This is a genomic window from Armatimonadota bacterium (assembly GCA_016869025.1).
Lineage (GTDB): Bacteria > Sysuimicrobiota > Sysuimicrobiia > Sysuimicrobiales > Humicultoraceae > VGFA01.
This window is the reverse complement of the sequence record VGFA01000009.1, coordinates 25,151-46,063: the sequence shown is the minus strand read 5'-3', so window position 1 is coordinate 46,063 and position 20,913 is coordinate 25,151. Positions and strand designations below refer to the sequence as shown.

The window sequence follows — 20,913 nt, the reverse complement described above, 5'->3', positions numbered from 1 at the left end:
TCCTTAGGGCAGGAGCACCAGGAACACTTGCCGGAACACCACGAACGTGACTGCCACGGCCGCGCCCGCCAGCAGGACGGACTTCCACCAGGCGGTCGCGCGCAGCCACATGAATGAGACGGCCAGATACAGGAACGATGCGCCCACGAAACCCAGCTTGCGAAGCACTACCCCGTAGAGGACGGCCATCAGGGCGGCAATCAGGGCCGTGGACCTCACGGCCCCGCCGTCAGAAGCCGGCGCGGCTGTCCCTGCCGTACTCTCCCGCCAGATCAACAAGGCGCACAGCAACAGGACCAGGGCGACCAGTGCCGGGAAAACGCCAGGCGAGCCGGGGTCGTGTCCAAAGTTGGACATCCGGCTCGCCTTGAAGAACACGAACCCTGCCAGTGCAACAATGCCCGCTGGCTGCAGGTGTGCTGACAGCCGTCGCCTGTCGCCGTACATCGCCGGGTCTACCGGCGAGGCCGTGGGATTCCGAACACCTCCGGCGACTTCTGGGTCGCCTTGGCGTCGTGGAGCAACCAGGCGGTCACGGACTGCCAGTTCTTGACCCACCTCACCGCCTCATCGCCGGCCATGTTCATGGGCACCGCGCCGATGAGGTCCAGGAATTCCCGGGTATCCTCGGCGGCCACGGCAGGCCTGAACGAGTCAACCAGCCGCCGAATCGCGGGCGCGGGAGTACCCTTCTTGACCCACACGCCGAAGAACGGTCCCCACGGCAGGTAAGGCCGGTACTCGGGCATCATCTGGCCCAGAGCCGGCACGCCGGGAGCGACGTCCGAGGGCACATTGTCAATGACGGCAAGGGCCCGCATCCGGCCGGCGCGCATGTGCTCTGCCACGGCTGCGAGGACTGAAACGTGGAAGTCAATGTGCCCGCCGAGGAGCGCGGGTATGGCAGGACCGTCGCCGTCGAACGGGATCGGGTTGAACTTCACGCCGCTGACCGCGGTCATCATGGCCCCCACTACGAAGGGCACGCCACCGATTCCCGTCGAGCCGGCCTTGACCTGTCCGGGCTGCTGCTTGGCCAGGTGGATCAATTCGGTGAGATAGCGCAGCTTGGAGTCGCTCCGGACGACCACAACAGGAATGCTGCGCGCCATCAGACTGACGGGCTCGAACTCGTCGAAGTTCCGCGGCGAGATGTCCAGGACGCCGTAGAGCGTCGGGTTCTCTGCCGCGTAGAGCAGGGTGTAGCCGTCTGCCCTCTGATCGAAGACGTACTGCATTCCGACCGCGCCGGTGGCGCCGGTCATGTTGCTGAGCACGATCCGCTGGCCCAGCCCTCGCTCGGCCAGAGGGGTGATCCGGCGCGAGACACGGTCGGTGGTCCCGCCGGCGCCCCACTGGATGATCCCGGTGATGCTTCGCTCCGGGTACACCTGCGCGCCGGATGGACTGATAGCCACACCCCATGCCAGGGCTATCACCAGTGCAGGAACGAGGAACATACGCACAAGCCGATGAGCCGTGGTCGCGTGCATCTCGTTACCTCCCCGTGGTGTTTCGATGGCACTCCTTGTATCGCGGGCCCCTTCATACTACTGTGTAGAACGCCATTCTAAATTACGCCGGCCCGGCGCCGGTGTCAATATGCCGCAAGCGGCCTCAACCCCCAGGGGCGCCGATCAGCGCCGCCGTCTGGTCAGATCGCTCAGGAGCGCACGGAGCACGAGCCACAGGAACAGCGCAGCGGAGGTTTGCCGGAACGCTGATACGGCTGATGGCTGGACGCCCGCGACTTCCATGCGCGCCACGGCCAGGTGCCCGCCGTCCAGCGGCAGAAGCGGAAGCAGGTTGGAGATCCCAACGCTCAGGTTGACGGCGCCCGCTGCAGCAGCAAGAGCGCGCGGCCCTCCCCCGTCCGCGCCGGCAAGCAGCGCCAAGACGGAGAGCGGCCCACCCACCTGTATGCGCCCGGTACGCCCTGGCAGGAGCGGCGGCGCCGGCACGCGGGCGGCGTAGCGCAGGAGCAGGCCTGCGGCGATGTTGGCCAGCGGCCCGGCCAGCAGGACGGGAACGCGCCGCTCCGGAGGAACCTGGTCCACGTCAATCGCCGCGAACCCGCCCAGCGGCAGCAGTCGCAGCGTCACGTCCAGGCCGCGGGCCCGCCGGCGCGCCAGGGTGGGCCCGAAGCCGATCCCTACCTCTCGCACCGCCACCCCGGTTTGCAGCGCGGCCAGGAGGTGGGCGGTTTCGTGCAAGAGCACGGTCCCGCCTATGATGCCCACGGCCTTGGCCCAGCGCGCCCAGCCCATCTGCGACCCGATGCCCTGGCCCGGTTACTCCGCGGCGTCCTTTGCAGCAACCCGGGCCACGGCCGCGACGCGGTCGCCGGCCTCGAGCCGCATCACCGCGACGCCCTGCGACTGCCTGCCGTGCGCCGTGATCTCGCGCACGGTGATCCGGTTGACGATGCCGTTGGCGGAGATCAGCAGCAGCTCGTCCTCGTCGTCCACCGCCCGCACCGCGGCCACGGGGCCTTTCTTGCGGGCGATCTTGATGTTGATCACCCCGATTCCGCCGCGGCGCTTCACCGGATACTGCGAGAAGGGCGTGCGTTTCCCGTATCCGGCCTCTGTCACGGTCAGCAGCGCGCCTCCCTCGCTGCTGTCGGCAACCCCCACCACGCTGTCATCGCCCTTCAGCCGGATGCCGATCACGCCGCGGGCGGTTCGCCCCATCTCGCGCACCTGGCCTGCCTTGAACCGGATCGCGCGGCCCAGCCGCGTTGCCAGCACGATCTCGGTCTCCTTATGGATGTGCCTGACGCCCACGAGCTCGTCGTCGCCCGCGAGCGTGATGGAGAAGATGCCGGCCCGCTTGGCGTGCACGAACTCCATCAGCCCGGTCTTCTTCACCATGCCGCGCCGCGTCGTCATGAACAGCGTCCCCGCCTCCTCGAACGAGCGGAGCGGGATGATGGCGTTGACGCGCTCGCCCTGCGCGACGTTGAACAGGTTGACCACCGGAAGCCCCCGCGCGGTGCGGCCTGCTTCGGGGACCTCGTGCGCCTTGGTCCGGTAGACCTTGCCGCGGTTGGTGAAGAACAACAGGAAGGCGTGGTTGGTGGTCACCGCTATCTGCTCGACCACGTCTTCCTCGCGCGTGGCCATCCCGGTGACGCCCCTGCCGCCGCGGCGCTGCACCCGGTAGGTTTCCAGGGGCTGGCGCTTGATGTAGGTGTTGCGGGTGAGCGTGATTACAACCTCGGTGTCGGGGATCAGGTCCTCGGCCTCGAACTCCTCGGCCTCCTTGCCGGTGATCCGGGTGCGGCGGGGGTCGGCATAGCGCTCGCGCGCCGCCAGCAGTTCCTCCCGGACCGTGGCCATGATGAGCCTCGGCCGCGGGGAGGTGGCGTCTGCCAGCATCTCGTTGAACCGGGCGATCTCCTTGAGCAGCTCCTTGTACTCCGCCTCTATCTTCTCGCGCTCCAGCGCCGTCAGCCGCTGCAGGCGCATCTCCAGGATCGCCTCGGCCTGGGCCTGGCTCAACTCGAACTGCGCCATCAGCCCCGCGCGCGCGGAGGGCACGTCCTTCGCTTTGCGGATGAGCGCGATGATCTCGTCCAGTCGCCGCAGCGCAACCTTGAGCCCCTCGAGGATGTGGGCGCGTTCCTCGGCGCGGCGCAGCTCGTACCGGGTCCGGCGAATCACCACGTCGCGCCGGTGCGCGAGGTAGTGCCCCAGCATCTCCTTGAGCCCCAGTTGCCGCGGGGAGCCGTCTGCCAGCGACAGCATGATCGCGCCGAAGGTGATCTGCATCTGGGTGTGCTTGAAGAGCTGGTTCTTCACTATCTGCGGGTTGGCGTCTCGCCGAAGCTCGATCACCACGCGCAGCCCCCGCCGGTCCGACTCGTCGCGCAGGTCCGCGATGCCCACCAGCTTCTTGCGGCGCACCAGGTCGGCAACGCGCTGAACAAGCGCCGACTTGCTCACCATGTACGGGATCTCGGTCACGACCAGCGCGATGCGGCCGCCGCGTATCTCTTCCATTGCGGTCCTGGCCTGCACCGTGATGCTTCCCCGCCCGGTCGTGTACGCGGAGCGGATCCCGTCCCTTCCCAGGATGACGCCGCCGGTGGGGAAATCGGGCCCCTTGACGATCTTCAGCAGTTCTTCAATGGGCGTCGCAGGGCTGTCAATCAGCGCAACCAGCGCGTCCGTAATCTCGCCCAGGTTGTGCGGCGGGATGTTGGTGGCCATGCCGACAGCGATGCCGCTGGCGCCGTTCACGAGCAGGTTGGGCAGCCTTGCCGGCAGGACCGCCGGCTCCTTCAGGCTCTCGTCGAAGTTGGGACGGAAGGAAACGGTCTCCTTGTCCAGGTCGGCCAGGAGCTCGGCGGCGGCGGGCGACAGCCGTGCCTCCGTATATCTCATGGCCCCTGCCGGGTCGCCGTCCACGCTGCCGAAGTTGCCCTGGCCGTCCACCAGCGGATAACGGAACGACCACTCCTGCGCCATCCGCACCAGCGCGTCGTAGATCGGCGCGTCCCCGTGCGGATGGAGCTTGCCCATCACCTCACCCACGATGCGGGCGCTCTTACGGTGCGGCGTGTCGGGCCGCACGCCCAGTTCCTGCATACCGTAGAGAATCCGTCGCTGCACCGGCTTCAGCCCGTCGCGCACGTCGGGCAGCGCCCTGCTCACGATCACCGACATGGCATAGTCGAGGTAGGAGGTCCGCATCTCCTCCTCGATCGGCCGCGGGACGATCCTCAGCTCTTCGGTTGCCATTCTTCGGTAGCCCTCGGTGGGGGGGCGGCGTTCTCCTAGATGTCCAGGTTGCGCACGTCGCGCGCGTACTGGATTATGAACTGCTTTCGGGGTTCGACTTCCTCTCCCATCAGCGTTCGGAAGACCCCCTCGGCGGCCGCCGCGTCCTCGAGGTCCACGCGCAGCAGCGTCCGCGTGGCCGGGTTCATCGTGGTCTCCCAGAGTTGCTCGGGGTTCATCTCGCCCAGCCCCTTGTACCGCTGCACCTCGGCCCTCGTCCCCCGGCGGTCGAGCGCCTGCAGGGCCACCTGGCGCCCCTCCTCGGAGTAGGCGTAGGTCCTCTCCTTCCCGCTCCTTATCAGGTAGAGCGGTGGCTGCGCGATGTAGACCTTTCCGTGCGTGATGAGTTCTTTCATGTAGCGGTAGAAGAAGGTCAGCAGCAGCGTGCGGATGTGGTTGCCGTCCACGTCGGCATCGCACATGATGATGACCCTGTCGTAGCGCCTCTTCTCGAGCGAGAACTCCCCGCCCACGCCGGTGCCCAGCGCGGTGATGATCGCGCGGATCTCGTCGTGCGCGATCATCTTGTCCTCGCGCGCCTTCTCGACGTTGAGGATCTTGCCCTGGATCGGCAGGATCGCCTGGAAGTTCCGGTCGCGGCCCTGCTTGGCGGTCCCGCCCGCGGACTCGCCCTCCACTATGTACACCTCGCAGAGGTTGGGGTCGCGCTCCACGCAGTCGGCCAGCTTGCCCGGCAGGGTGCCCACCTCGAGGGCGCTCTTGCGCCGCACGAGCTCCCGTGCATGGCGCGCGGCCTCGCGGGCGCGCGCGGCGTTCAGCACCTTCGCCACGATTCGCTTCGCGTCCGGCGGGTGGGTAATCAGAAACTCCGCGAGGGCGTCGGAGACCACGGACTCGACGATTCCCTTTACCTCGGTATTGCCGAGCTTCGTCTTGGTCTGTCCCTCGAACTGCGGCTCGGCCATCTTGACGCTGAGCACGGCGGTCATACCTTCCCGCATGTCCTCGCCGGCAAGCGAGGGGTCGCTGTCGCGCACCAGCGACGCGCGCCTGGCATGGTCGTTTATGGTGCGCGTCAGGGCCGAGCGGAACCCGATCAGGTGCGTACCGCCCTCGGGCGTGGGGATCGTGTTCACGTACGTGAGCATGTGCTCGACGTAACTGTCGGTATACTGGAGGGCAACCTCGACCTCGACGCCGTCGCGTTCGCGTCGGGCGTGCGCGATCTCGGAGATCTTCGCCTTCGTCCTGTTGAGGGCCGCCACGAGTTCCTTTATTCCGCCGTCGTGCTTGATCGTCGCAGCGCGCCCGGTGGTCTCGTCTGTCAGGCGGATCTCCAGGCCCGCGTTGAGATAGGCGATGTCCTCCAGGCGCTTGACCACGACTTCGAAGGCGAACTCGGTCGCCGTCATAACCTGCGCATCGGGCTTGAAGGTCACCTTGGTGCCGTTGGGCTGGGGAGATCCGCGCGTCGCCACGAGCGGGCCCTGCGTCCGGCCGCGCGCGAACCGCTGGTGGTGCGTCTTGCCGTCCTGGTAGACCTCGACCTCCAGCCACTCGGAGAGGGCGTTGACCACCGACACCCCAACGCCGTGCAGCCCGCCGGAGATCCTGTACCCGCCCCCGCCGAACTTGCCGCCCGAGTGCAGGGTGGTCAGCACCACCTCGACGGCCGGCTTCCCAACTTTCGGCACCTTGTCCACGGGAATGCCTCGGCCGTTGTCCAGCACGGTAGCGCTGCCGTCGGCGTGGAGGGCGACATCAATGCGCGTGCAGGCCCCGGCCAGGGCTTCATCCACCGAGTTGTCCACCACCTCGTACAAGAGGTGGTGCAGCCCGTCCGGACCGGTGCTCCCAATGTACATGGCGGGGCGCCGCCGGACACCGTCCAGCCCCTCCAGGACCTGGATATGCTGGGCGGAATACTCTGGGGTCTCAGCCATCAATCCACGCTCCACTCAAGCGAACGGGCACGCTCACACAAGCACTCTCATGCAAACGGGCACGCGCCCCGGCGCGCATGCCCATTACCTATTCTACCGCCTGAGCGGCTGGGGTGTCAACGGTGGAAACACGCGTCCTGACTATCTCTCCGCCGTTTTCCGCCGCCGGGTTCTGGTCAGGATCCCGATCCGGCCGGCCACCGTGGATGGGGTCGCCGGCGTAGGGTGGAGGCGGGCGGTCGTCACCACGATCGCGCGGGCCGACGGCAGGAGTTCGGGCTCTGCCAGGCGGCCTGCTGCCGCGGCCCGCGTGAGCAGGCTTCGTCCCATAGAAGACCGCTGCAGCCCCCGCGCGTCGAGAACCGCCACTACCTCGCGCACGTCCACGACGGTGTCCCCACCGAGGTAGACGAACAGCCCGGTGCTAACGCCGGTGCCCACTCCAGCGCTCGCTCCGGCGCTCACCGGACCTCCCTGCGGCCCGGCCCGCGGCCGGGCAGGCTTCGCCGTGCTACCGGCGTCACGTCGGTGATTGCCCCCTCGCCCACCTCACGGGCCAGGGCTACCACGATCTCTGCGCGCCGCAGCCGGATCTCCTGTCCGGCTGCCTCGTGGGTCACCCCCACCTGCAATCTCTTGCCCCGCAGGGTAACCGGAGCGCTTACTCCTGCCAGCGCCTGGCCCACGACCCGCGGCCATGCCTCCCGGGCAGCCGCGAGGTGCGCCGCCGGCTCGATTCCCAGCGCGCGGGCGGCCGACCTTAGAACGTCTCTGATTGGGACGACCATGCCGCCTCCGCCACGGCGCCGGCTTCCACCGTCAGCACCCTCACCGGTCGGGCAACCCGCGGCAGCACGGTCGAGGTCAACAGCACCTGCCCCTCCTCCGCCAGCCCCAGGATTCTTCTCTGCCGGTCCTGGTCGAGCTCCGAGAGCGCGTCGTCCAGCAGGAGAACCGGGCTCTCTCCCGTCTCGGAGGCCATCACTCCGCGCTCGGCCAGCCGAATCGCCAGCATGGCGGTCCGCCACTGTCCCTGCGACCCGTTGGCGCGCAGCGCGGTACCCCCGAGCGACAACTCCACGTCGTCGCGGTGGGGGCCAGACAGCGTGGTGCCCCGCCTGATCTCATCGGCGCGCAGGCGCGCCATTTGCGCCCGTGCCTCGTCCTCCCGGGTCTCGTCCGTTTCCCCGAGCCAGGACGGGCGGTAGGCCACCGTGAGGGCGCCCTCTCCACCCAGGCGTCCAAACCACGCTTCCGCCTCGGGCGCCATGCGCCGCATGTATGCGCCGCGGTGCGCCGCGATCCTCACGCCAAGCGCGACCATCTGGGCGTCCCAGGCCTCGGTGCCGCCCGGCACCCCGCGCCGCAGGTGGGCGTTCCTCTGCGCCACCACCCGGTGGTAACGGTGCAACGCGAAGAAGTAGGCCGGGCTGATCTGAGCCAGGGCCGCGTCCAGCAGGCGGCGACGGCCTGCCGCAGGGCCGCGTACCATCTCCAAATCCCACGGGGCCGCCAGGACGACCGTCAGGCGGCCGAGCACGCTCCCTCGCGGGGTGGGCGCGCCGTTTACCCGCATCTGCGAGGTCAGGCGGCCAGCTTCCACCGCCAGCGTTATCTCAATCTCTTCCTCGCGTCCTCGCCGGAAGATCTGTGCACGCACTCGGGCGGCCGTCTCGCCGCTCTGGATTGCCTCCTCCTCGCGCGCGGTCCGGTGAGACCGTCCGGTCGCCACCAGGTAGACGGCCTCCAGCACGTTGGACTTGCCCGCTCCGTTGCGGCCGACGAGCGCGGTGACGCCGTCGTCGAGCGCGATGTCCGCTCGGGAGTAGTTACGAAAGGACCGAATCCAGAGGCGCCGGAGTCGTGGCATCTTCCGCAACTGCGATGGCCAGGGTGGGCCCTCCCTGCACGGCGACCAGGTCCCCGGCGGCCAGCCGGCGGCCACGCTTCGTCTCGACCTGCCCATTTACCAGCACGCGGCGCGCCGCGATGAGGGTCTTGGCCTCGCCGCCGGTTCCCACCACGCCTGCCCACTTCAGCAGCGCGCCCAGGGTGATGGTCCCTGTATGGATCCTTACCGTGCGCTCAGGTGGCAACGCGGACCGGGGCCAGAACGTACGTATAGTCGCCTCCTCCGACAGGGCGCAGCGCGCCAGGGCTAAGCGGTCCGGTCAGCTCGAGCACCAGCTCGTCCGCATCGAGCACCGACAGGCACTCGATCAGGTATCTGGCGTTGAACGCGGTTGCGACGATGTCGCCCTCAGAGGCGACCTGCAGGCGCTCTTCGGACCGGCCGTACTCGGGCGTGTTGGAAGCGAGCGTCAGCGTGTCCCCCTCGGCCTGCAGCCGAACAACGTTGGCCGAGTCCCGTGCCGTGAGCGCGACGCGGCGCACGGCGGCCAGCAGCCGCTGTGTGCCAACGGTCACGCGCTGCTTGTAGCCCTGCGGGATGACCTGCTGGTAGTTCGGAAAGGGCCCTGGAATCAGGCGGCTGACCATCCTTGCTCCCGGCATGGTGAACAGGATCTGGTTCTCTGCCAGGGAGATCTCCACCTCGCCCTCGGCGCTCCCGAGTGCGCGCGTCAACTCGCGCATCGTCTTGGAAGGCACGATGACGCCTATCTTCTGCGATGCCGCGCTGGCGAGCGCGGCGGTGCGCAGGGCGAGCCGGCCGCCGTCGGTGGCGACCACGCGGACTTCCTTCCCGTCCAGGACGAGGTAGAGCCCTGTCAGGAACACGCGCGTGTCATCGGTGGACACAGCGAACTCGGTCTGCCGCACCATTGTGCGCAGCAGCCCTGCGTCCACGCTGGCCACCGGCGCGGCCTCGGGCTCCGGCATCAGCGGGAAGTCCGACGCGGGCAGCCCCACCAGATCGTAGGTCACCCTCTCGCACTGGACCTCGACCTCGGTGCCTCCCTCCACGACCTTCACCTGCACGGGCGCCTCGGGGAGGTTCGAAACGATCTCGCCGAACAGCCGCGCCGGAAGCGTTATCGCACCGCCCTTCTTGACCTTTGCGGGCGCCTCGGTCTGTATGCCGTGGTCGAGGTCGGTGGCGGCCAACTTGATCGCGTCCTTGCGCGTCTCGATCAGTATGTTGCTCAGGATGGGCATCGTGGCGCGCGTGGATACGGCGCGGCCCACCAGGGCAACCGCTTTGCTTAGATGCTCGTGCGCACAGGTAAACTGCATGCGCGCCTCCTTCTATATCTGTATTGTAATCAAACAACAGTCGTAGTAGTAGGCGTTGTGCACTCTGTGGAGAACCGCCCGGGCCTCCTGGGCGCGGACCGTTGCGGCGCCATGCCACCCTGGACGGCGTGGGGACATCTCGGAGAAGCACGCGGGCGCGCGTGCGCCACGGCATCCGGTTGTCCACACGATCCCAGGTGCGCGCACAGGATATCAACCTTGACGCTGGAGGTCTTCCATCAGGCGTTTGATGCTGGCCGCAAGATGGGCGTCGCGGTGAAGCGCTTCGCGCACCCGCTGGCACGCGTGCATGACCGTGGTGTGATCACGCCCCCCGAACTCTTCCCCAACGCGCGGCAGCGAGGCGTCCGTGATCTCTCGAGCCACGTACATGGCCACCTGGCGCGGGAAGGCCACGCCCTTGGTGCGGCGTTTGGCGCGCATCTCTTCCACCCGCAGGCCGAAGAACTCCGCCACCGCCTGCTGGATGGACTGGATTGTCACGACCCTGGCTCGCGCGGGAGGCAGCAGATCGCGCAGCACATCCGCGGCCAGCTCCACGCTGATGGCCGAGCGGGTGAGAGAAGCGTAGGCGACCACACGCACCAGCGCACCTTCCAGCTCGCGGATGTTCGTGTGGATGCGCTGGGCAATGAACTCCGCGACTCCCCCGGGCACGGAGATCCCGTCACTCTCGGCCTTCTTGCTCAGGATGGCGATGCGCGTCTCCAGGTCGGGGGGCTGGATGTCGGCGATCAGCCCCCACTCGAAACGGCTCCGGAGGCGGTCCTCCAGGGTGGGTATCTCCTTGGGCGGCCGATCTGACGAGATGATGATCTGGTGGTTGGTCTCGTGAAGCGTGTTGAACGTGTGAAAGAACTCCTCCTGCGTTCGCTCCTTTCCCGCCAGAAACTGGATGTCGTCTATGAGCAGGACGTCTACGCTGCGGTACCGCTGCCGGAACTCTAGCGTCTTGTCGTCCCGGATCGAGTTGATCAACTCGTTGGTGAACTTCTCGCTGCTCACGTACGCGACCCGCGCGATGCCCGCGCCGTGCAGCACCCGGTGCCCGATGGCCTGGAGCAGGTGAGTCTTGCCCAGGCCAACGCCGCCGTAGATGAACAGGGGGTTGTAGGCCCGCGCGGGCGACTCGGCCACGGCCATCGCGGCCGCGTGGGCGAACCGGTTTCCGGCTCCCACGACGAACGTTTCGAAGGTGTACTTGGGCGAGATGTGGATCCCTTCGGGAACGCGGGAGGGCGCAGGAGAGGACGGCGCCGCGGTGCGTGGAGATTGCGCCGGGGCCGCGGGGCCCTGGGCCGGCGGCGGGGCCTCGACAACCGAAACGCGCACGCCGACGTCGCGACCGATCACGACGCGCAGTGCGCGCCGGATCGTGTCGGTCAGCCGCTGCTCCACCCAGTCCTTCGCAAAGCGGTTAGGGACGGAGAAGTGAAAGGTGTCATCCTGGAGACCGACGGGACGCATCACCCGCAGAAACGACTCGAGGGTCGGCTTGTTGAGCTGCCCCTCCATTCGTCGCAGGGCTTCCGTCCACAACTCGGCGGGGGAGACTTCGATCGTCACGGCCGGCTCCTCTCGCGATGCGCGATATCCAGCGGTCACTCCATCAGGACTTGAAGATCTCATCTAGGAAGGCAATGCCCTCCTCGGTGAGGGTGCGCTTGCCGCGCCCCTTCCCCGTTGCGAGCTTGAGGGCTTCCAGGGCCTGAAGCTCACGGTACGCCGTGCTGTGGCTGATGTCGAGCTCCTTGGCGATCGTCGTGGGGCCGGCGGCGCCCAACTCGGCGACCAGCAGGAGCACCTTCTTCTGCCGCGGGGTGATCGCCGGGGCCCGACGAAGAGCCGGCTCCGGGGTCGGCTCTGGGGCGGGCGGCTCCTGCTGTATGCGCAGCGTGACCACGGTGCCACGGTCCAGATTGTCCTCTATGGATAGCGAGCCGCCAAGAAACTGCATCTGCTCCTTTGCCACCGGCAGCCCGCTGCCGACGCCGCGGATGAACCGCCGCATCTCGGCGGTGGCGGTGGAGAACCCAGGCACTGCGGCGCGCTCCTTGTCGGAGATCCCCGGTCCCTGGTCGGCGATGCGTATCGTGTTGCCGTCATCGAGGACCGTGACCGTGGCGTTGTGGAAGTAGGCGTGTATCAAGTTCTCAACGATCTCCTTGATGACAACAAACGGCACTCGCCCCCCGCGTTCGCGCGATACCGCATATGTGCGCGCCGCCAGCTCGCCGACGAGCGTGTGGAAATCGTCCCCGCGCAGCGAGATCACCCGCGGAGCCGCCAGTGGCGAGTCGTAAACCGCGAGGCGCACCTCCGGCTCGGCCTCGTCGCCGACAGGCAGCGGCGCGACGCGCCGCTCCTCGATCAGCCGCGCGATGATCTCACGAATGGACATCGAGTCCCCGCTGCGCCCGGTAGTGGTTGGCCACCACCGCGCAGACTCCTACCCCGCAGACCCCCGGGCATCGGATTTCACGCCCACCCCTGGACGGTCACAGGAACGGCAAGGGTGTGGATAACGCGACCCGGACGGACAAGGGATTCGCGCTGCCGCACCCGGCATCCTCTGTCCGGCGGCAACCCGGAAACCAGCAACAGCGGCGGGACCCGGACGTTATCCACAGGTGTGGAAAACCCTGTGGACATCGGAGGGGGTTCTGGGGGCATTTTCGCGCAACCGCAGGCGAACCAGGGGCCTGAATCGAGCACGGTTCGGACAGCCGCGGGCAAAGATGTGGACAGCCGCGGGGGTTATCCACAGGGTATGCCCAGGACGCTGCGATGCGGCGCCAAACGCGCGTTGCCGCGGCAAAGGGGCTGTGCTATAGTGGGCCTGTTGTGTAGTGGAGGGTCCCCAAGTGAAGCGAACATTTCAACCGAAGAAGCGGAAGCGCGGGCGCGTACACGGCTTTCGCGCGCGGATGCGCACACCGGGCGGGCGCCAGACGCTGAAGCGCCGGCGGGCGAAGGGGAGGCACCGGCTGACCGTCTCCGGGTAGGGCGCTGTTGTGCTCACCCACAGTATTGGCCGCTTGTCCCGAGAGGAAGACTTTCGCCGCGTGTATCGCGAAGGATCCCGCTGCACGACCGCGCTGCTCGTCCTGCACGCCCGGCCCAACGGCACCGAGCGCGTGCGCCTGGGCCTGGTCGTGAGCAGGCGGTTCGGCGGCGCCGTTGCGCGCAACCGCATCCGGCGGCGGCTGCGTGAGGCGGTCCGTGCCGAGCAATCGCGCATCCGCGCCGGCGCGGACATGGTGGTGGTTCCTCGCCGGGCAGCAGCAGCGGCGAGATACGCCGATCTTCGCGGTGCCGTGGGCATTGCCCTGGACCGGGCCGGGATGGCCCGCGCGGCGGAGGAGAGTGGCAGATGACGCGGATCCTGCTCGCCGTGATCGCGGCATACAGACGGTTTCTCTCCCCCCTGCTGCCGCGCGCCTGCCGTTTCTATCCCTCCTGTTCGGAGTATGCGGCCGAGGCAATCGAGCGCCACGGCGCGCTGCGGGGGCTGCCGCTCGTGGTGCGGCGAATCGCCCGCTGCCATCCGTTCCATCCAGGCGGACACGATCCTGTTCCAAGATGAGCAAGAGGAGGACATCGCGTGTTTGAAGCCATTGTGACGCTGCTGCAGAGCGTGCTCCAGGCCTTCCACGGCGTCACCCAGAACTACGTGGCGGCAATCGTGCTGCTGACGATCGCGATCAAGCTCGTCCTGCACCCCCTGACGCGCAAGCAACTTGGATCCATGAAGGCGATGCAGGCCCTGGCGCCGCAGATGGAGGTCCTGCGGCGCAAGTACAAGGAAGACCCCAAACAACTGAACGCCGAGGTGATGAACCTCTATCGCGCGCACAAGGTAAACCCGCTGGGCGGGTGTCTGCCCCTCCTGCTGCAACTGCCGGTGCTGTACGCCCTCTTCGCGCTCCTGAGAAAGCCGGGGCTGTTCGGCGGGGAGAAGCTGTTCGGGCTGCCCCTGGAGGCCCACCCCTGGCCGGTCCAGGTGTTCCTCGACAACCCCCTGCTGATCCTGATCCCAGTCCTGAGCGGCCTGACTACCTACTACCAGCAGAAGATGTCCATCACTGATCCACAACAGGCCAAGATGTTTATTTTTATGCCGATTATGATCGCATGGTTCTCCACGCAGTTCCCACTTGGCCTTTCCGTGTACTGGATCTCTTCCACGGTGGCCTACATCGCGGAGTACTTCATCGTGATCGGGCCCCCGCGCCCGGTGAAGGTAGCCCCACCCCGGCAGCCCACCGCGGCTGCGAAGGCCAAGCGCAAGCCCGGAGCCCAGGACGACCGATGACCTCCGCGGAGGCCTCGGGACGCACCGTTGATGAGGCCGTGGAGAAGGCGCTCGCCCTGCTCGGCGTCACGCGGAGCGAGGTGGACGTCGAGATCCTCCAGGAGCCCAAGGCGGCCCTGCTGGGCTTCGGAGGAAGAGAGGCGCGCGTTCGGATCACCATGCGGCCCGGCGCCGCCGACACCCTGGGAGCGCTCATAGCAGAGATCGCCCGGCTCATGGGCTTCCCGGCCACCGTGAGCATCGAAGAGGCCCCTGACGGCCTTATGGCAACATTGCAGGGCCGCACCCTGGCCGGGCTGGTCGGCAGGGACGGCCGCGCGCTGGACGCCCTAGAGATGATCGCGGGCCTTCATATGCAGCGGCTGTTCGGGCGCAAGATTCACCTGGGCGTGGATGCCATGGGCTACCGCATGCGCCGGGAGCGAGAGGTGCAGGAGGCGGCCCGCCGCGCCGCCGAGCGCGCGGCCAGCGAAGGCACGCCGGTCGCCCTGGCGCCCATGAGCGCCCGCGACCGCAGGTCTGCCCACCTGATGCTCAAGGACGATGCCAGGGTTACCACGAGCAGCCAGGGGGAAGACGACGCGCGCCACGTTGTGGTGCTGCCGCGCGCCGCCGAGGATCCCCGCCGCACCGCCGACGCGGGGAGCGAGCCAGCGCACGAGGAGTGACCACGCGACTCGCGCGCCTGCAGTCAGGCACCACGCTGCTCGGCATCGCACTGGCCCCCGCCGCCCTTGACCGATTCGAGCGTTTCCTGCAGCAGCTGCTCTCATGGAAGGGGCGGCTGAACTTGACCGCCGCCACCAGCGCCGACGAGCTGGAGGGCCTGCACCTCCTGGACTCACTGCTCCCGCTAAAGGCCTGCGTTGTGCCGCCCGGGTGCAGGGTCGTGGACGTGGGGTCGGGCGCCGGATTCCCTGGCGTCCCGATGAAGATAGTCCGGCCGGACCTGCGCATTGTGCTGGTCGAGGCCTCCAGGCGGCGCGTTGCTTTTCTCGAGCACCTCCGGGTAGCGCTCGACCTTCCGGATGTTGAGATCCGCTGGGCGCGGGCAGAGGCGCTCGGCCGCGAGCAGGGCTTTCGGGAGGCATTTGGCCTGGCCGTCTCGCGCGCGACAGCCCATCTGGGCGCGACCTGCGAACTCACTCTTCCATTGGTGGAGCCCGGAGGCGCGGCAGTACTCCTCAGGGGCCCAAAGGTTGCTGAGGAGGCCAGCGCAGCGAGCCGGCTCGTGGGGGCGCTGGGAGGGGAGGTTGAGTCCTGCTCGCTCGGCACCCTTCCCACCACCAACCGGCTGCGCGCGGCCCTGGTGCTGCGCAAACAGCGCCCGACGCCTCCGGAGTTCCCGCGTAGCGGGCGCCGCCTGGGCGCCCCCCCGCCCCGCAAGGGGGAAGGGCCGGCCGCGGCGTTGAAGCATCCACCCGAGGGGCCGTGCGAAGGATCATCGCGATAGTCAACCAGAAAGGCGGCGTCGGCAAGTCCACGACGGCCGTCAACCTGGGCGCGTGCCTGGCAGCCGAAGGATTCCGGACGCTCCTGGTGGACCTGGACCCGCAAGCCAACGCAACCAGCGGCCTGGGCATCGAGAGGAGCCCCCACTCCGCCTCCACGTATGACGTGCTGATGAACGGCGCGGCCCTGGAGGAGATAGTGGTAGCCGCGGAGGTTCCAGGACTGTACGTTGCGCCCAGCAGTATCCACATGGCCGGGGTGGAGGTTGAGCTGGCAGGCACGCAGGGGCCGGAGGCCCGGCTCCGGGGCGCGCTGGGCACGGCCGACTACCCGCTAATCCTGCTGGACTGCCCTCCGGCCATGGGACTGCTGACGATCAACGCGCTCGCCGCGGCAACCGAGGTCCTCATACCGATTCAGTGCGAGTACTACGCGCTGGAGGGGCTGAAACAGCTTCTCCGCTCGATCGAGCTGGTGCAGAGGCACCTGAACCAGGGCCTCGAGATCAGCGGCGTGCTGCTGACGATGTTTGATTCCCGGACCAACCTCTCCGATCAGGTCGCCGGCGAAGTCCGGCGGTTCTTCGGTGAGCGCGTCTATCAGAGTGTCATTCCGCGCAGCGTGCGTCTGGCCGAGGCGCCCAGCCACGGCAAGCCGATCACGCTGTACGATCCCGGCTCGCGCGGCGCCCAGGCCTACCGGGCGCTGTGCCAGGAGGTGATACAGCGTGGCCGACACTGAACGCCAAGCCCCTGACCCGGCGCATTCTCCGCGGCGCGCCCTGGGCCGCGGGCTGGGAGCCCTGATCCCCGGAGCCGGACCAGAGGCCCCATCCGGAGCCATCGAGCTGCCGATAGACAGGATCCGGCCTAACCGCATGCAGCCCCGTACTGGATTTGACGAGGAGTCCCTGGCGGAGATGGGCGCATCCATCCGGGAGCACGGCGTGCTGCAGCCCGTGCTGGTAAGGCCCATGCCGGACGGCTACGAGCTGGTCGCCGGGGAGCGCAGGTGGCGGGCCGCGGCCGCTGCCGGGTTGAGGACCGTGCCTGCCCTGGTGCGCCACCTGGACGACCGCGGCGCCCTAGAGGCAGCGCTTGTCGAGAACCTGCAGCGCGAGAACCTCAACCCGATGGAGCGCGCAACCGCCTACCGGCGCCTCCAGGACGAGTTCCACCTCACCCAGGAGGCCGTGGCCCGCCGGGTTGGCAGGAGCCAGCCCTCGGTAGCGAACACCCTGCGCCTGCTGACTCTTCCCGCCGAGGTTCAGGCCTCGCTCACGGCAGGGCGTATCACCGAAGGTCATGCCCGGGCCTTGCTGGCGATAGAGGACCCGCGCCGCCTCCTGGCTGTCTGGAAGGAAGTGGAGGCGAAGGGCCTCTCGGTCAGGGAGACCGAATCTCGGGCCCGCCCGCGCGCTATTTCACGTGGAATACCGGCGCGCGCCCGCCGAGACGCAGGAGAGATCAATATTATTCAACAACGCCTCCAAGACGCGCTGGGAACCCAGGTGCGCCTACGGCTGCGGCGGAACGGCTCCGGCGAGATCAGGATCACCTTCTACACGCCCGCGGATCTGGAGCGGCTCCTGGACGCGTTGACGCGGCAAGGAGGAAAGCCCCGATGACAGAGGACGCCGTACGCCTGCCCGCGCGCGACGAAGCCTGGGCCCTCCTGTGCGAGTGGACGCCCACCCCAAACCTGCGCAAGCACATGCTCGCGGTAGAGGCCGCGATGCGCTCTTATGCCAGGCAGTTCGGGGAGGACGAGGACCTCTGGGGAATGGTGGGTCTGCTACACGACATGGACTACGAGCGGTTTCCTTCCGCGGACGCCGGACACCCGATCCGGGGAGTCGAGCACCTGCGGGCGATGGGCTATCCCGAGGTCGTGTGCCGGGCGATCCTCTCCCACGCCGACTACACCGGCGTGTCCAGGCAGTCACGCATGGAACACACGCTGCACGCCTGCGATGAACTCACCGGGTTCATCGTGGCGGTTGCGCTCGTCCGGCCCTCGCGCAGCCTCGACGACGTGGATGCCGCGGCCGTTCGCAGGAAGATGAAGGACAAGGCATTCGCCCGCGCTGTGGACCGGGACGAGATGTTGCGCGCCACGGAGACGCTGGGCGTGCCGTTCGAGGAGCACACAACGCTTGTGATCGCGGCGATGCGCGATGTCGCGCCGGCGCTGGGCCTTGCCGGAGCGGTCTGATATGGAAGGCACGATCGTCAACGCCATGGCCGTCACCGCCGGAGGGCTGGCAGGGGTGGCCCTGCGCCACCGGTTTCCCGAGCGGGTGCGCGAGACGGTCATGGCGGGCATCGGCCTGGCCACCCTGCTTATCGGCTTTCAGATGGCGCTGCAGACCGGCAACGTGCTTATCGTAATCGCGAGTCTCGTGCTCGGGGGAATCATCGGAGAGGCGATCCACATCGAGGAGGGCATCGAAGCGCTGGGGCGTTGGGCCGAGCGGATGTACGGGTCCCAGACAAACGAGAACACCGTGGCGGCGGCGTTCGTCACGAGCAGTCTGCTGTTCTGCGTCGGGCCGATGACCGTGCTCGGCGCGATCCAGGATGGGCTGGGGCAGACGCCCGTGCTTCTCTATACGAAGTCGCTCCTGGACGGCATCTCGGCGGTCGCCATCGGCGCGGCGCTGGGTGTCGGCGTGCTGCTGTCGGCGGGTACGGTGCTGCTCTACCAGGGCGCGCTGACGCTGGCGGCAGGCGCGGTGCACAGCGTCATGACACAGGAGATGACGCGCGAGCTCACCGCCACCGGCGGCGCCCTGATTATCGGGCTGGGCCTGGGGATCCTCCGGGTTCGCAAGGTCCGCGTTGGTAACATGCTTCCGGCGCTGGTCATCTCCGTCCTGCTGACGGCCGCGCTGCCATACCTGCGGGTCTTGACGCGCGCCGTGGGCCTGTAGCGGGCAACAGGAGGTAGGCAGGACGGTATGGAAGAGAACAGTCCCGATCCTGGAGGCGAAATCCTGAGATGCCATTGACCTCTGATTCCCTTATTCTTTACCTGCTTGTGGCCACCGGAGCGCTTGTAATCGCGGTGGTGGCCATGGCCCTGCGGCTCCGGGGGCTCTCGCGGCAGGTTGCTGCTGCTGGCGGCGACCCGGCGTTCGTGGAGCGGGTGGCGGCGCTCCAGCGCGAGGTGGGAGCAGCCGCCCGGCAGATTGAACACCTGGGGGGGCGTGTGGACCGCCTGGGCGAGCAGGCCCAGCGCAGTCTCCAGCACACCGGGCTGGTAAGGTACGATGCTTTCAAGGAGCTCGGGGGGCACCTAAGCTTCAGTCTCGCATTGCTGGACGCGCGCCGGGACGGGGTCGTGCTGAGCGTGCTCAACGACCGCGATGGCGCGCGCGGGTATGCCAAGCCCGTGACCGGCGGACGGTCCACATATACCCTATCGGAGGAAGAGCAGCGCGCGATAGACGAAGCATAGGCGCGCGGCCATCATGGTCTTCACCAACAGGCGAGACGCAGGCCGCCACCTGGCCGCGGCCCTCGACCACCTGCGGGACCAGGACCCTGTGGTTCTCGCGGTGCCGCGAGGCGGAGTGGTGGTGGGCCGGGAGGTCGCCGACCGGCTGGGCGCGCTGCTGGATGTGATCGTGCCGAGGAAGCTGCGCGCGCCCTACAACCCCGAGCTGGCGATCGGCGCGGTGGCCGAAGGCGGCGCGGCCGTGCTGGACGAGATGGCGCACGGCGTGAGCGCGGCCTATCTGGAGCAGGAGACCGAGGCGCAGCGCGCTGAGATCGCCAGGCGCGTCAAGGCGTATCGTGGGGGCCGGTCACTCCCATCCTTGGCCGGCCGGACCGTCATCGTGCTCGACGACGGCATCGCAACCGGCGCCACCCTCATCGCGGCGCTGCGCGCCGTGCGCGCCATGGCGCCGGGCCACCTGGTGGCGGCCGTGCCGGTTGCACCTCCTGAGTCGGTCGCCCGCATGGCCAGGGAGGCGGACGAGGTGGTCTGCTTGAGCGCCCCGGATTTCTTCCAGGCGGTCGGGCAGTTCTACGAGGACTTCACACAGGTGGAAGACGCCGAGGTGGTTGCGCTTCTCTCGCAAGGACAGCAGAAGTGATTGGTGGCGCGGCCCTGCGCCGCACCTCGCTCTACGAGGCTCACCGGGCCGCGGGCGGCCGGATGGTGCCGTTCGCGGGATGGGAGATGCCCGTGCAGTACGCGGGCCTGGTGGAGGAGCACCTGGCGGTGCGCACGCGCGCCGGGCTCTTTGACGTGTCGCACATGGGCGAGATCCTCGTCGAAGGTCCACATGCGCTCGCGGCGGTGCAGCGGCTGATTACCAACGATGCCCGGCCGCTGGCAGTGGGCCAAGGGCTGTACTCCCCGATGTGTAGTCCGGCAGGCGGCGTGATTGACGACCTGACCCTCTTCCGCACGGCCGAACAGGAGTATCTCCTCATAGTGAACGCCGGCACCAGAGCCAAAGATCTGGCCTGGATCCAGGAACACGCAGCGCCGGCGATGGTACGGGACATCTCTGACGGCGTGGCCCTCCTGGCCCTGCAGGGGCCCAGGGCCGAGGCGGTGCTCGCAGCGGTGTCCGGAGCCTCGCTCGCGGGCCTGCGGCCATTTGGCCGCCTCGATGGACTCGCGGCGCAGGGCGTTCCGGTGGCGGTCACGCGGACAGGATACACCGGCGAAGATGGCTTCGAGATCGCCTCGGCCTGGGACCACGCGCCCCGAGTCTGGGAGGCACTCGTGGAGGCCGGTCGGCCGCACGGGCTGATTCCGGTCGGGCTGGGCGCCCGCGACACGCTTCGCCTCGAGGCCGGCATGATGCTCTACGGGCAGGACATTGACGAGACGACCTCTCCGCTGGAGGCGCCCCTGGCCTGGACGGTGAAGTTCGACAAGGAGGAGTTCATAGGCAGGCCGGCGCTGGAGCACCAGCGCACAGGGGGCGTAGCAAGACGTCTGGTCGGATTCGAGGCGTACGGAAGGGCCATACCACGGCACGGGTGCGAGATCCGCGCCGGGGGCGACCGCGCCGGGGGCGTCACAAGCGGAACGTTCTCGCCTTCGCTCCGCCGCCCGATCGGCATGGGCTATGTGCCGAGGGAAGCGGCCGCTCGCGGAACCGGCCTGGAAATCACGGTCCGGGGCTCGCCGGTTCCCGCCCGCGTGGTTCGGCTGCCGTTCTACCGGCGCACGCAAGAACCAAGAAGAGACTGAACCGAGAACCAACCCGAGAGGTGAG

The 20,913-nt window shown here is 68.1% G+C and carries 25 protein-coding genes; 13 read left to right on the top strand and 12 right to left on the bottom strand.

Going from position 1 to position 20,913, the window contains the following annotated elements; all coding sequences use genetic code 11:
* Positions 1-3: 3 nt before the first annotated feature.
* From FJX73_06785 to FJX73_06730, 12 genes are all read right to left on the bottom strand, one after another.
* Entirely contained in the window at positions 4-447 is a 444-nt protein-coding gene (locus FJX73_06785) for a tripartite tricarboxylate transporter TctB family protein (protein ID MBM3470483.1), read from the bottom strand.
* Between the two features lie 8 nt (positions 448-455).
* Positions 456-1,493 carry a tripartite tricarboxylate transporter substrate binding protein gene (locus FJX73_06780; protein ID MBM3470482.1) on the bottom strand — a complete coding sequence of 346 codons (1,038 nt, stop codon included), beginning with the start codon at positions 1,491-1,493 and terminating at the stop codon, positions 456-458.
* Positions 1,494-1,637: 144 nt separating this feature from the next.
* Positions 1,638-2,267 (bottom strand): hypothetical protein, encoded by a 630-nt coding sequence (locus FJX73_06775; GenBank protein ID MBM3470481.1) that lies wholly within the window; start codon positions 2,265-2,267, stop codon positions 1,638-1,640.
* Between the two features lie 24 nt (positions 2,268-2,291).
* Positions 2,292-4,745, bottom strand: coding sequence for a DNA gyrase subunit A (gene gyrA, locus FJX73_06770; protein ID MBM3470480.1), 2,454 nt, complete (start codon positions 4,743-4,745; stop codon positions 2,292-2,294).
* Between the two features lie 35 nt (positions 4,746-4,780).
* Positions 4,781-6,688: a DNA topoisomerase (ATP-hydrolyzing) subunit B gene (gene gyrB / locus FJX73_06765; protein MBM3470479.1), complete on the bottom strand. Its 1,908-nt coding sequence runs from the start codon at positions 6,686-6,688 to the stop codon at positions 4,781-4,783.
* A 141-nt stretch (positions 6,689-6,829) separates the two neighbouring features.
* Complete coding sequence (locus tag FJX73_06760) at positions 6,830-7,153, bottom strand: hypothetical protein (protein MBM3470478.1); 324 nt, start codon at positions 7,151-7,153, stop codon at positions 6,830-6,832.
* Positions 7,150-7,476, bottom strand: coding sequence for a DUF721 domain-containing protein (locus FJX73_06755; protein ID MBM3470477.1), 327 nt, complete (start codon positions 7,474-7,476; stop codon positions 7,150-7,152). Before FJX73_06755 ends, FJX73_06760 begins: the two co-directional genes overlap by 4 nt.
* On the bottom strand, positions 7,449-8,654 hold the full coding sequence (locus FJX73_06750) for a DNA replication/repair protein RecF (protein MBM3470476.1): 1,206 nt from the start codon (positions 8,652-8,654) through the stop codon (positions 7,449-7,451). The genes FJX73_06755 and FJX73_06750 overlap by 28 nt, the downstream gene beginning before the upstream one ends.
* A complete protein-coding gene (locus tag FJX73_06745; GenBank protein MBM3470475.1) occupies positions 8,518-8,784 on the bottom strand; it encodes an RNA-binding S4 domain-containing protein in 267 nt (88 codons plus the stop codon). The genes FJX73_06750 and FJX73_06745 overlap by 137 nt, the downstream gene beginning before the upstream one ends.
* Entirely contained in the window at positions 8,774-9,883 is a 1,110-nt protein-coding gene (gene dnaN, locus FJX73_06740; GenBank protein MBM3470474.1) for a DNA polymerase III subunit beta, read from the bottom strand. Before dnaN ends, FJX73_06745 begins: the two co-directional genes overlap by 11 nt.
* A 213-nt stretch (positions 9,884-10,096) precedes the next feature.
* Positions 10,097-11,464 (bottom strand): chromosomal replication initiator protein DnaA, encoded by a 1,368-nt coding sequence (dnaA, locus tag FJX73_06735; protein ID MBM3470473.1) that lies wholly within the window; start codon positions 11,462-11,464, stop codon positions 10,097-10,099.
* Positions 11,465-11,513: 49 nt separating this feature from the next.
* A complete protein-coding gene (locus tag FJX73_06730) occupies positions 11,514-12,305 on the bottom strand; it encodes a histidine kinase (protein ID MBM3470472.1) in 792 nt (263 codons plus the stop codon).
* A gap of 463 nt (positions 12,306-12,768) precedes the next feature.
* On the opposite strand from FJX73_06730, the gene FJX73_06725 reads away from it, so the two are divergent.
* The 13 genes from FJX73_06725 (at position 12,769) to gcvT (ending at position 20,888) form a co-directional block, all read left to right on the top strand.
* The gene (locus tag FJX73_06725; protein ID MBM3470471.1) at positions 12,769-12,909 is read left to right on the top strand and encodes a 50S ribosomal protein L34; all 141 of its coding nucleotides are present in this window, start codon (positions 12,769-12,771) and stop codon (positions 12,907-12,909) included.
* Positions 12,910-12,918: 9 nt separating this feature from the next.
* The gene (rnpA, locus tag FJX73_06720; protein MBM3470470.1) at positions 12,919-13,281 is read left to right on the top strand and encodes a ribonuclease P protein component; all 363 of its coding nucleotides are present in this window, start codon (positions 12,919-12,921) and stop codon (positions 13,279-13,281) included.
* On the top strand, positions 13,278-13,490 hold the full coding sequence (gene yidD / locus FJX73_06715; GenBank protein MBM3470469.1) for a membrane protein insertion efficiency factor YidD: 213 nt from the start codon (positions 13,278-13,280) through the stop codon (positions 13,488-13,490). The genes rnpA and yidD overlap by 4 nt, the downstream gene beginning before the upstream one ends.
* Before the next feature lie 18 nt (positions 13,491-13,508).
* Positions 13,509-14,219, top strand: a complete 711-nt coding sequence (locus FJX73_06710; protein MBM3470468.1) for a YidC/Oxa1 family membrane protein insertase — start codon at positions 13,509-13,511, stop codon at positions 14,217-14,219.
* Positions 14,039-14,887, top strand: coding sequence for a hypothetical protein (locus tag FJX73_06705; protein ID MBM3470467.1), 849 nt, complete (start codon positions 14,039-14,041; stop codon positions 14,885-14,887). Before FJX73_06710 ends, FJX73_06705 begins: the two co-directional genes overlap by 181 nt.
* Positions 14,884-15,672: a 16S rRNA (guanine(527)-N(7))-methyltransferase RsmG gene (gene rsmG / locus FJX73_06700; protein MBM3470466.1), complete on the top strand. Its 789-nt coding sequence runs from the start codon at positions 14,884-14,886 to the stop codon at positions 15,670-15,672. The genes FJX73_06705 and rsmG overlap by 4 nt, the downstream gene beginning before the upstream one ends.
* On the top strand, positions 15,651-16,412 hold the full coding sequence (locus tag FJX73_06695; GenBank protein ID MBM3470465.1) for a ParA family protein: 762 nt from the start codon (positions 15,651-15,653) through the stop codon (positions 16,410-16,412). Before rsmG ends, FJX73_06695 begins: the two co-directional genes overlap by 22 nt.
* Positions 16,399-17,298 carry a ParB/RepB/Spo0J family partition protein gene (locus tag FJX73_06690; GenBank protein ID MBM3470464.1) on the top strand — a complete coding sequence of 300 codons (900 nt, stop codon included), beginning with the start codon at positions 16,399-16,401 and terminating at the stop codon, positions 17,296-17,298. Before FJX73_06695 ends, FJX73_06690 begins: the two co-directional genes overlap by 14 nt.
* Positions 17,295-17,885 carry an HDIG domain-containing protein gene (locus FJX73_06685; protein ID MBM3470463.1) on the top strand — a complete coding sequence of 197 codons (591 nt, stop codon included), beginning with the start codon at positions 17,295-17,297 and terminating at the stop codon, positions 17,883-17,885. The genes FJX73_06690 and FJX73_06685 overlap by 4 nt, the downstream gene beginning before the upstream one ends.
* Position 17,886: 1 nt before the next feature.
* Positions 17,887-18,603 carry a DUF554 domain-containing protein gene (locus tag FJX73_06680; GenBank protein MBM3470462.1) on the top strand — a complete coding sequence of 239 codons (717 nt, stop codon included), beginning with the start codon at positions 17,887-17,889 and terminating at the stop codon, positions 18,601-18,603.
* Between the two features lie 68 nt (positions 18,604-18,671).
* On the top strand, positions 18,672-19,130 hold the full coding sequence (locus tag FJX73_06675) for a DUF4446 family protein (protein MBM3470461.1): 459 nt from the start codon (positions 18,672-18,674) through the stop codon (positions 19,128-19,130).
* A 13-nt stretch (positions 19,131-19,143) separates the two neighbouring features.
* Positions 19,144-19,773, top strand: a complete 630-nt coding sequence (locus FJX73_06670) for a phosphoribosyltransferase (protein MBM3470460.1) — start codon at positions 19,144-19,146, stop codon at positions 19,771-19,773.
* Positions 19,774-19,787: 14 nt separating this feature from the next.
* Positions 19,788-20,888, top strand: coding sequence for a glycine cleavage system aminomethyltransferase GcvT (gcvT, locus tag FJX73_06665; protein ID MBM3470459.1), 1,101 nt, complete (start codon positions 19,788-19,790; stop codon positions 20,886-20,888).
* Positions 20,889-20,913 lie beyond the last annotated feature (25 nt).

Excerpts from the sequence above, each read along its gene's own strand:
- FJX73_06785 (MBM3470483.1), bottom strand. The coding sequence starts at position 447 with ATGTACGGCGACAGGCGACGGCTGTCAGCACACCTGCAGCCAGCGGGC.
- FJX73_06780 (MBM3470482.1), bottom strand. The coding sequence starts at position 1,493 with ATGCACGCGACCACGGCTCATCGGCTTGTGCGTATGTTCCTCGTTCCT.
- FJX73_06775 (MBM3470481.1), bottom strand. The coding sequence starts at position 2,267 with ATGGGCTGGGCGCGCTGGGCCAAGGCCGTGGGCATCATAGGCGGGACC.
- gyrA (MBM3470480.1), bottom strand. The coding sequence starts at position 4,745 with ATGGCAACCGAAGAGCTGAGGATCGTCCCGCGGCCGATCGAGGAGGAG.
- gyrB (MBM3470479.1), bottom strand. The coding sequence starts at position 6,688 with ATGGCTGAGACCCCAGAGTATTCCGCCCAGCATATCCAGGTCCTGGAG.
- FJX73_06755 (MBM3470477.1), bottom strand. The coding sequence starts at position 7,476 with ATGGTCGTCCCAATCAGAGACGTTCTAAGGTCGGCCGCCCGCGCGCTG.
- FJX73_06750 (MBM3470476.1), bottom strand. The coding sequence starts at position 8,654 with ATGGGCAGGTCGAGACGAAGCGTGGCCGCCGGCTGGCCGCCGGGGACC.
- dnaN (MBM3470474.1), bottom strand. The coding sequence starts at position 9,883 with ATGCAGTTTACCTGTGCGCACGAGCATCTAAGCAAAGCGGTTGCCCTG.
- FJX73_06730 (MBM3470472.1), bottom strand. The coding sequence starts at position 12,305 with ATGTCCATTCGTGAGATCATCGCGCGGCTGATCGAGGAGCGGCGCGTC.
- yidD (MBM3470469.1), top strand. The coding sequence starts at position 13,278 with ATGACGCGGATCCTGCTCGCCGTGATCGCGGCATACAGACGGTTTCTC.
- FJX73_06705 (MBM3470467.1), top strand. The coding sequence starts at position 14,039 with ATGGTTCTCCACGCAGTTCCCACTTGGCCTTTCCGTGTACTGGATCTC.
- FJX73_06685 (MBM3470463.1), top strand. The coding sequence starts at position 17,295 with ATGACAGAGGACGCCGTACGCCTGCCCGCGCGCGACGAAGCCTGGGCC.
- FJX73_06680 (MBM3470462.1), top strand. The coding sequence starts at position 17,887 with ATGGAAGGCACGATCGTCAACGCCATGGCCGTCACCGCCGGAGGGCTG.
- FJX73_06675 (MBM3470461.1), top strand. The coding sequence starts at position 18,672 with ATGCCATTGACCTCTGATTCCCTTATTCTTTACCTGCTTGTGGCCACC.
- FJX73_06670 (MBM3470460.1), top strand. The coding sequence starts at position 19,144 with ATGGTCTTCACCAACAGGCGAGACGCAGGCCGCCACCTGGCCGCGGCC.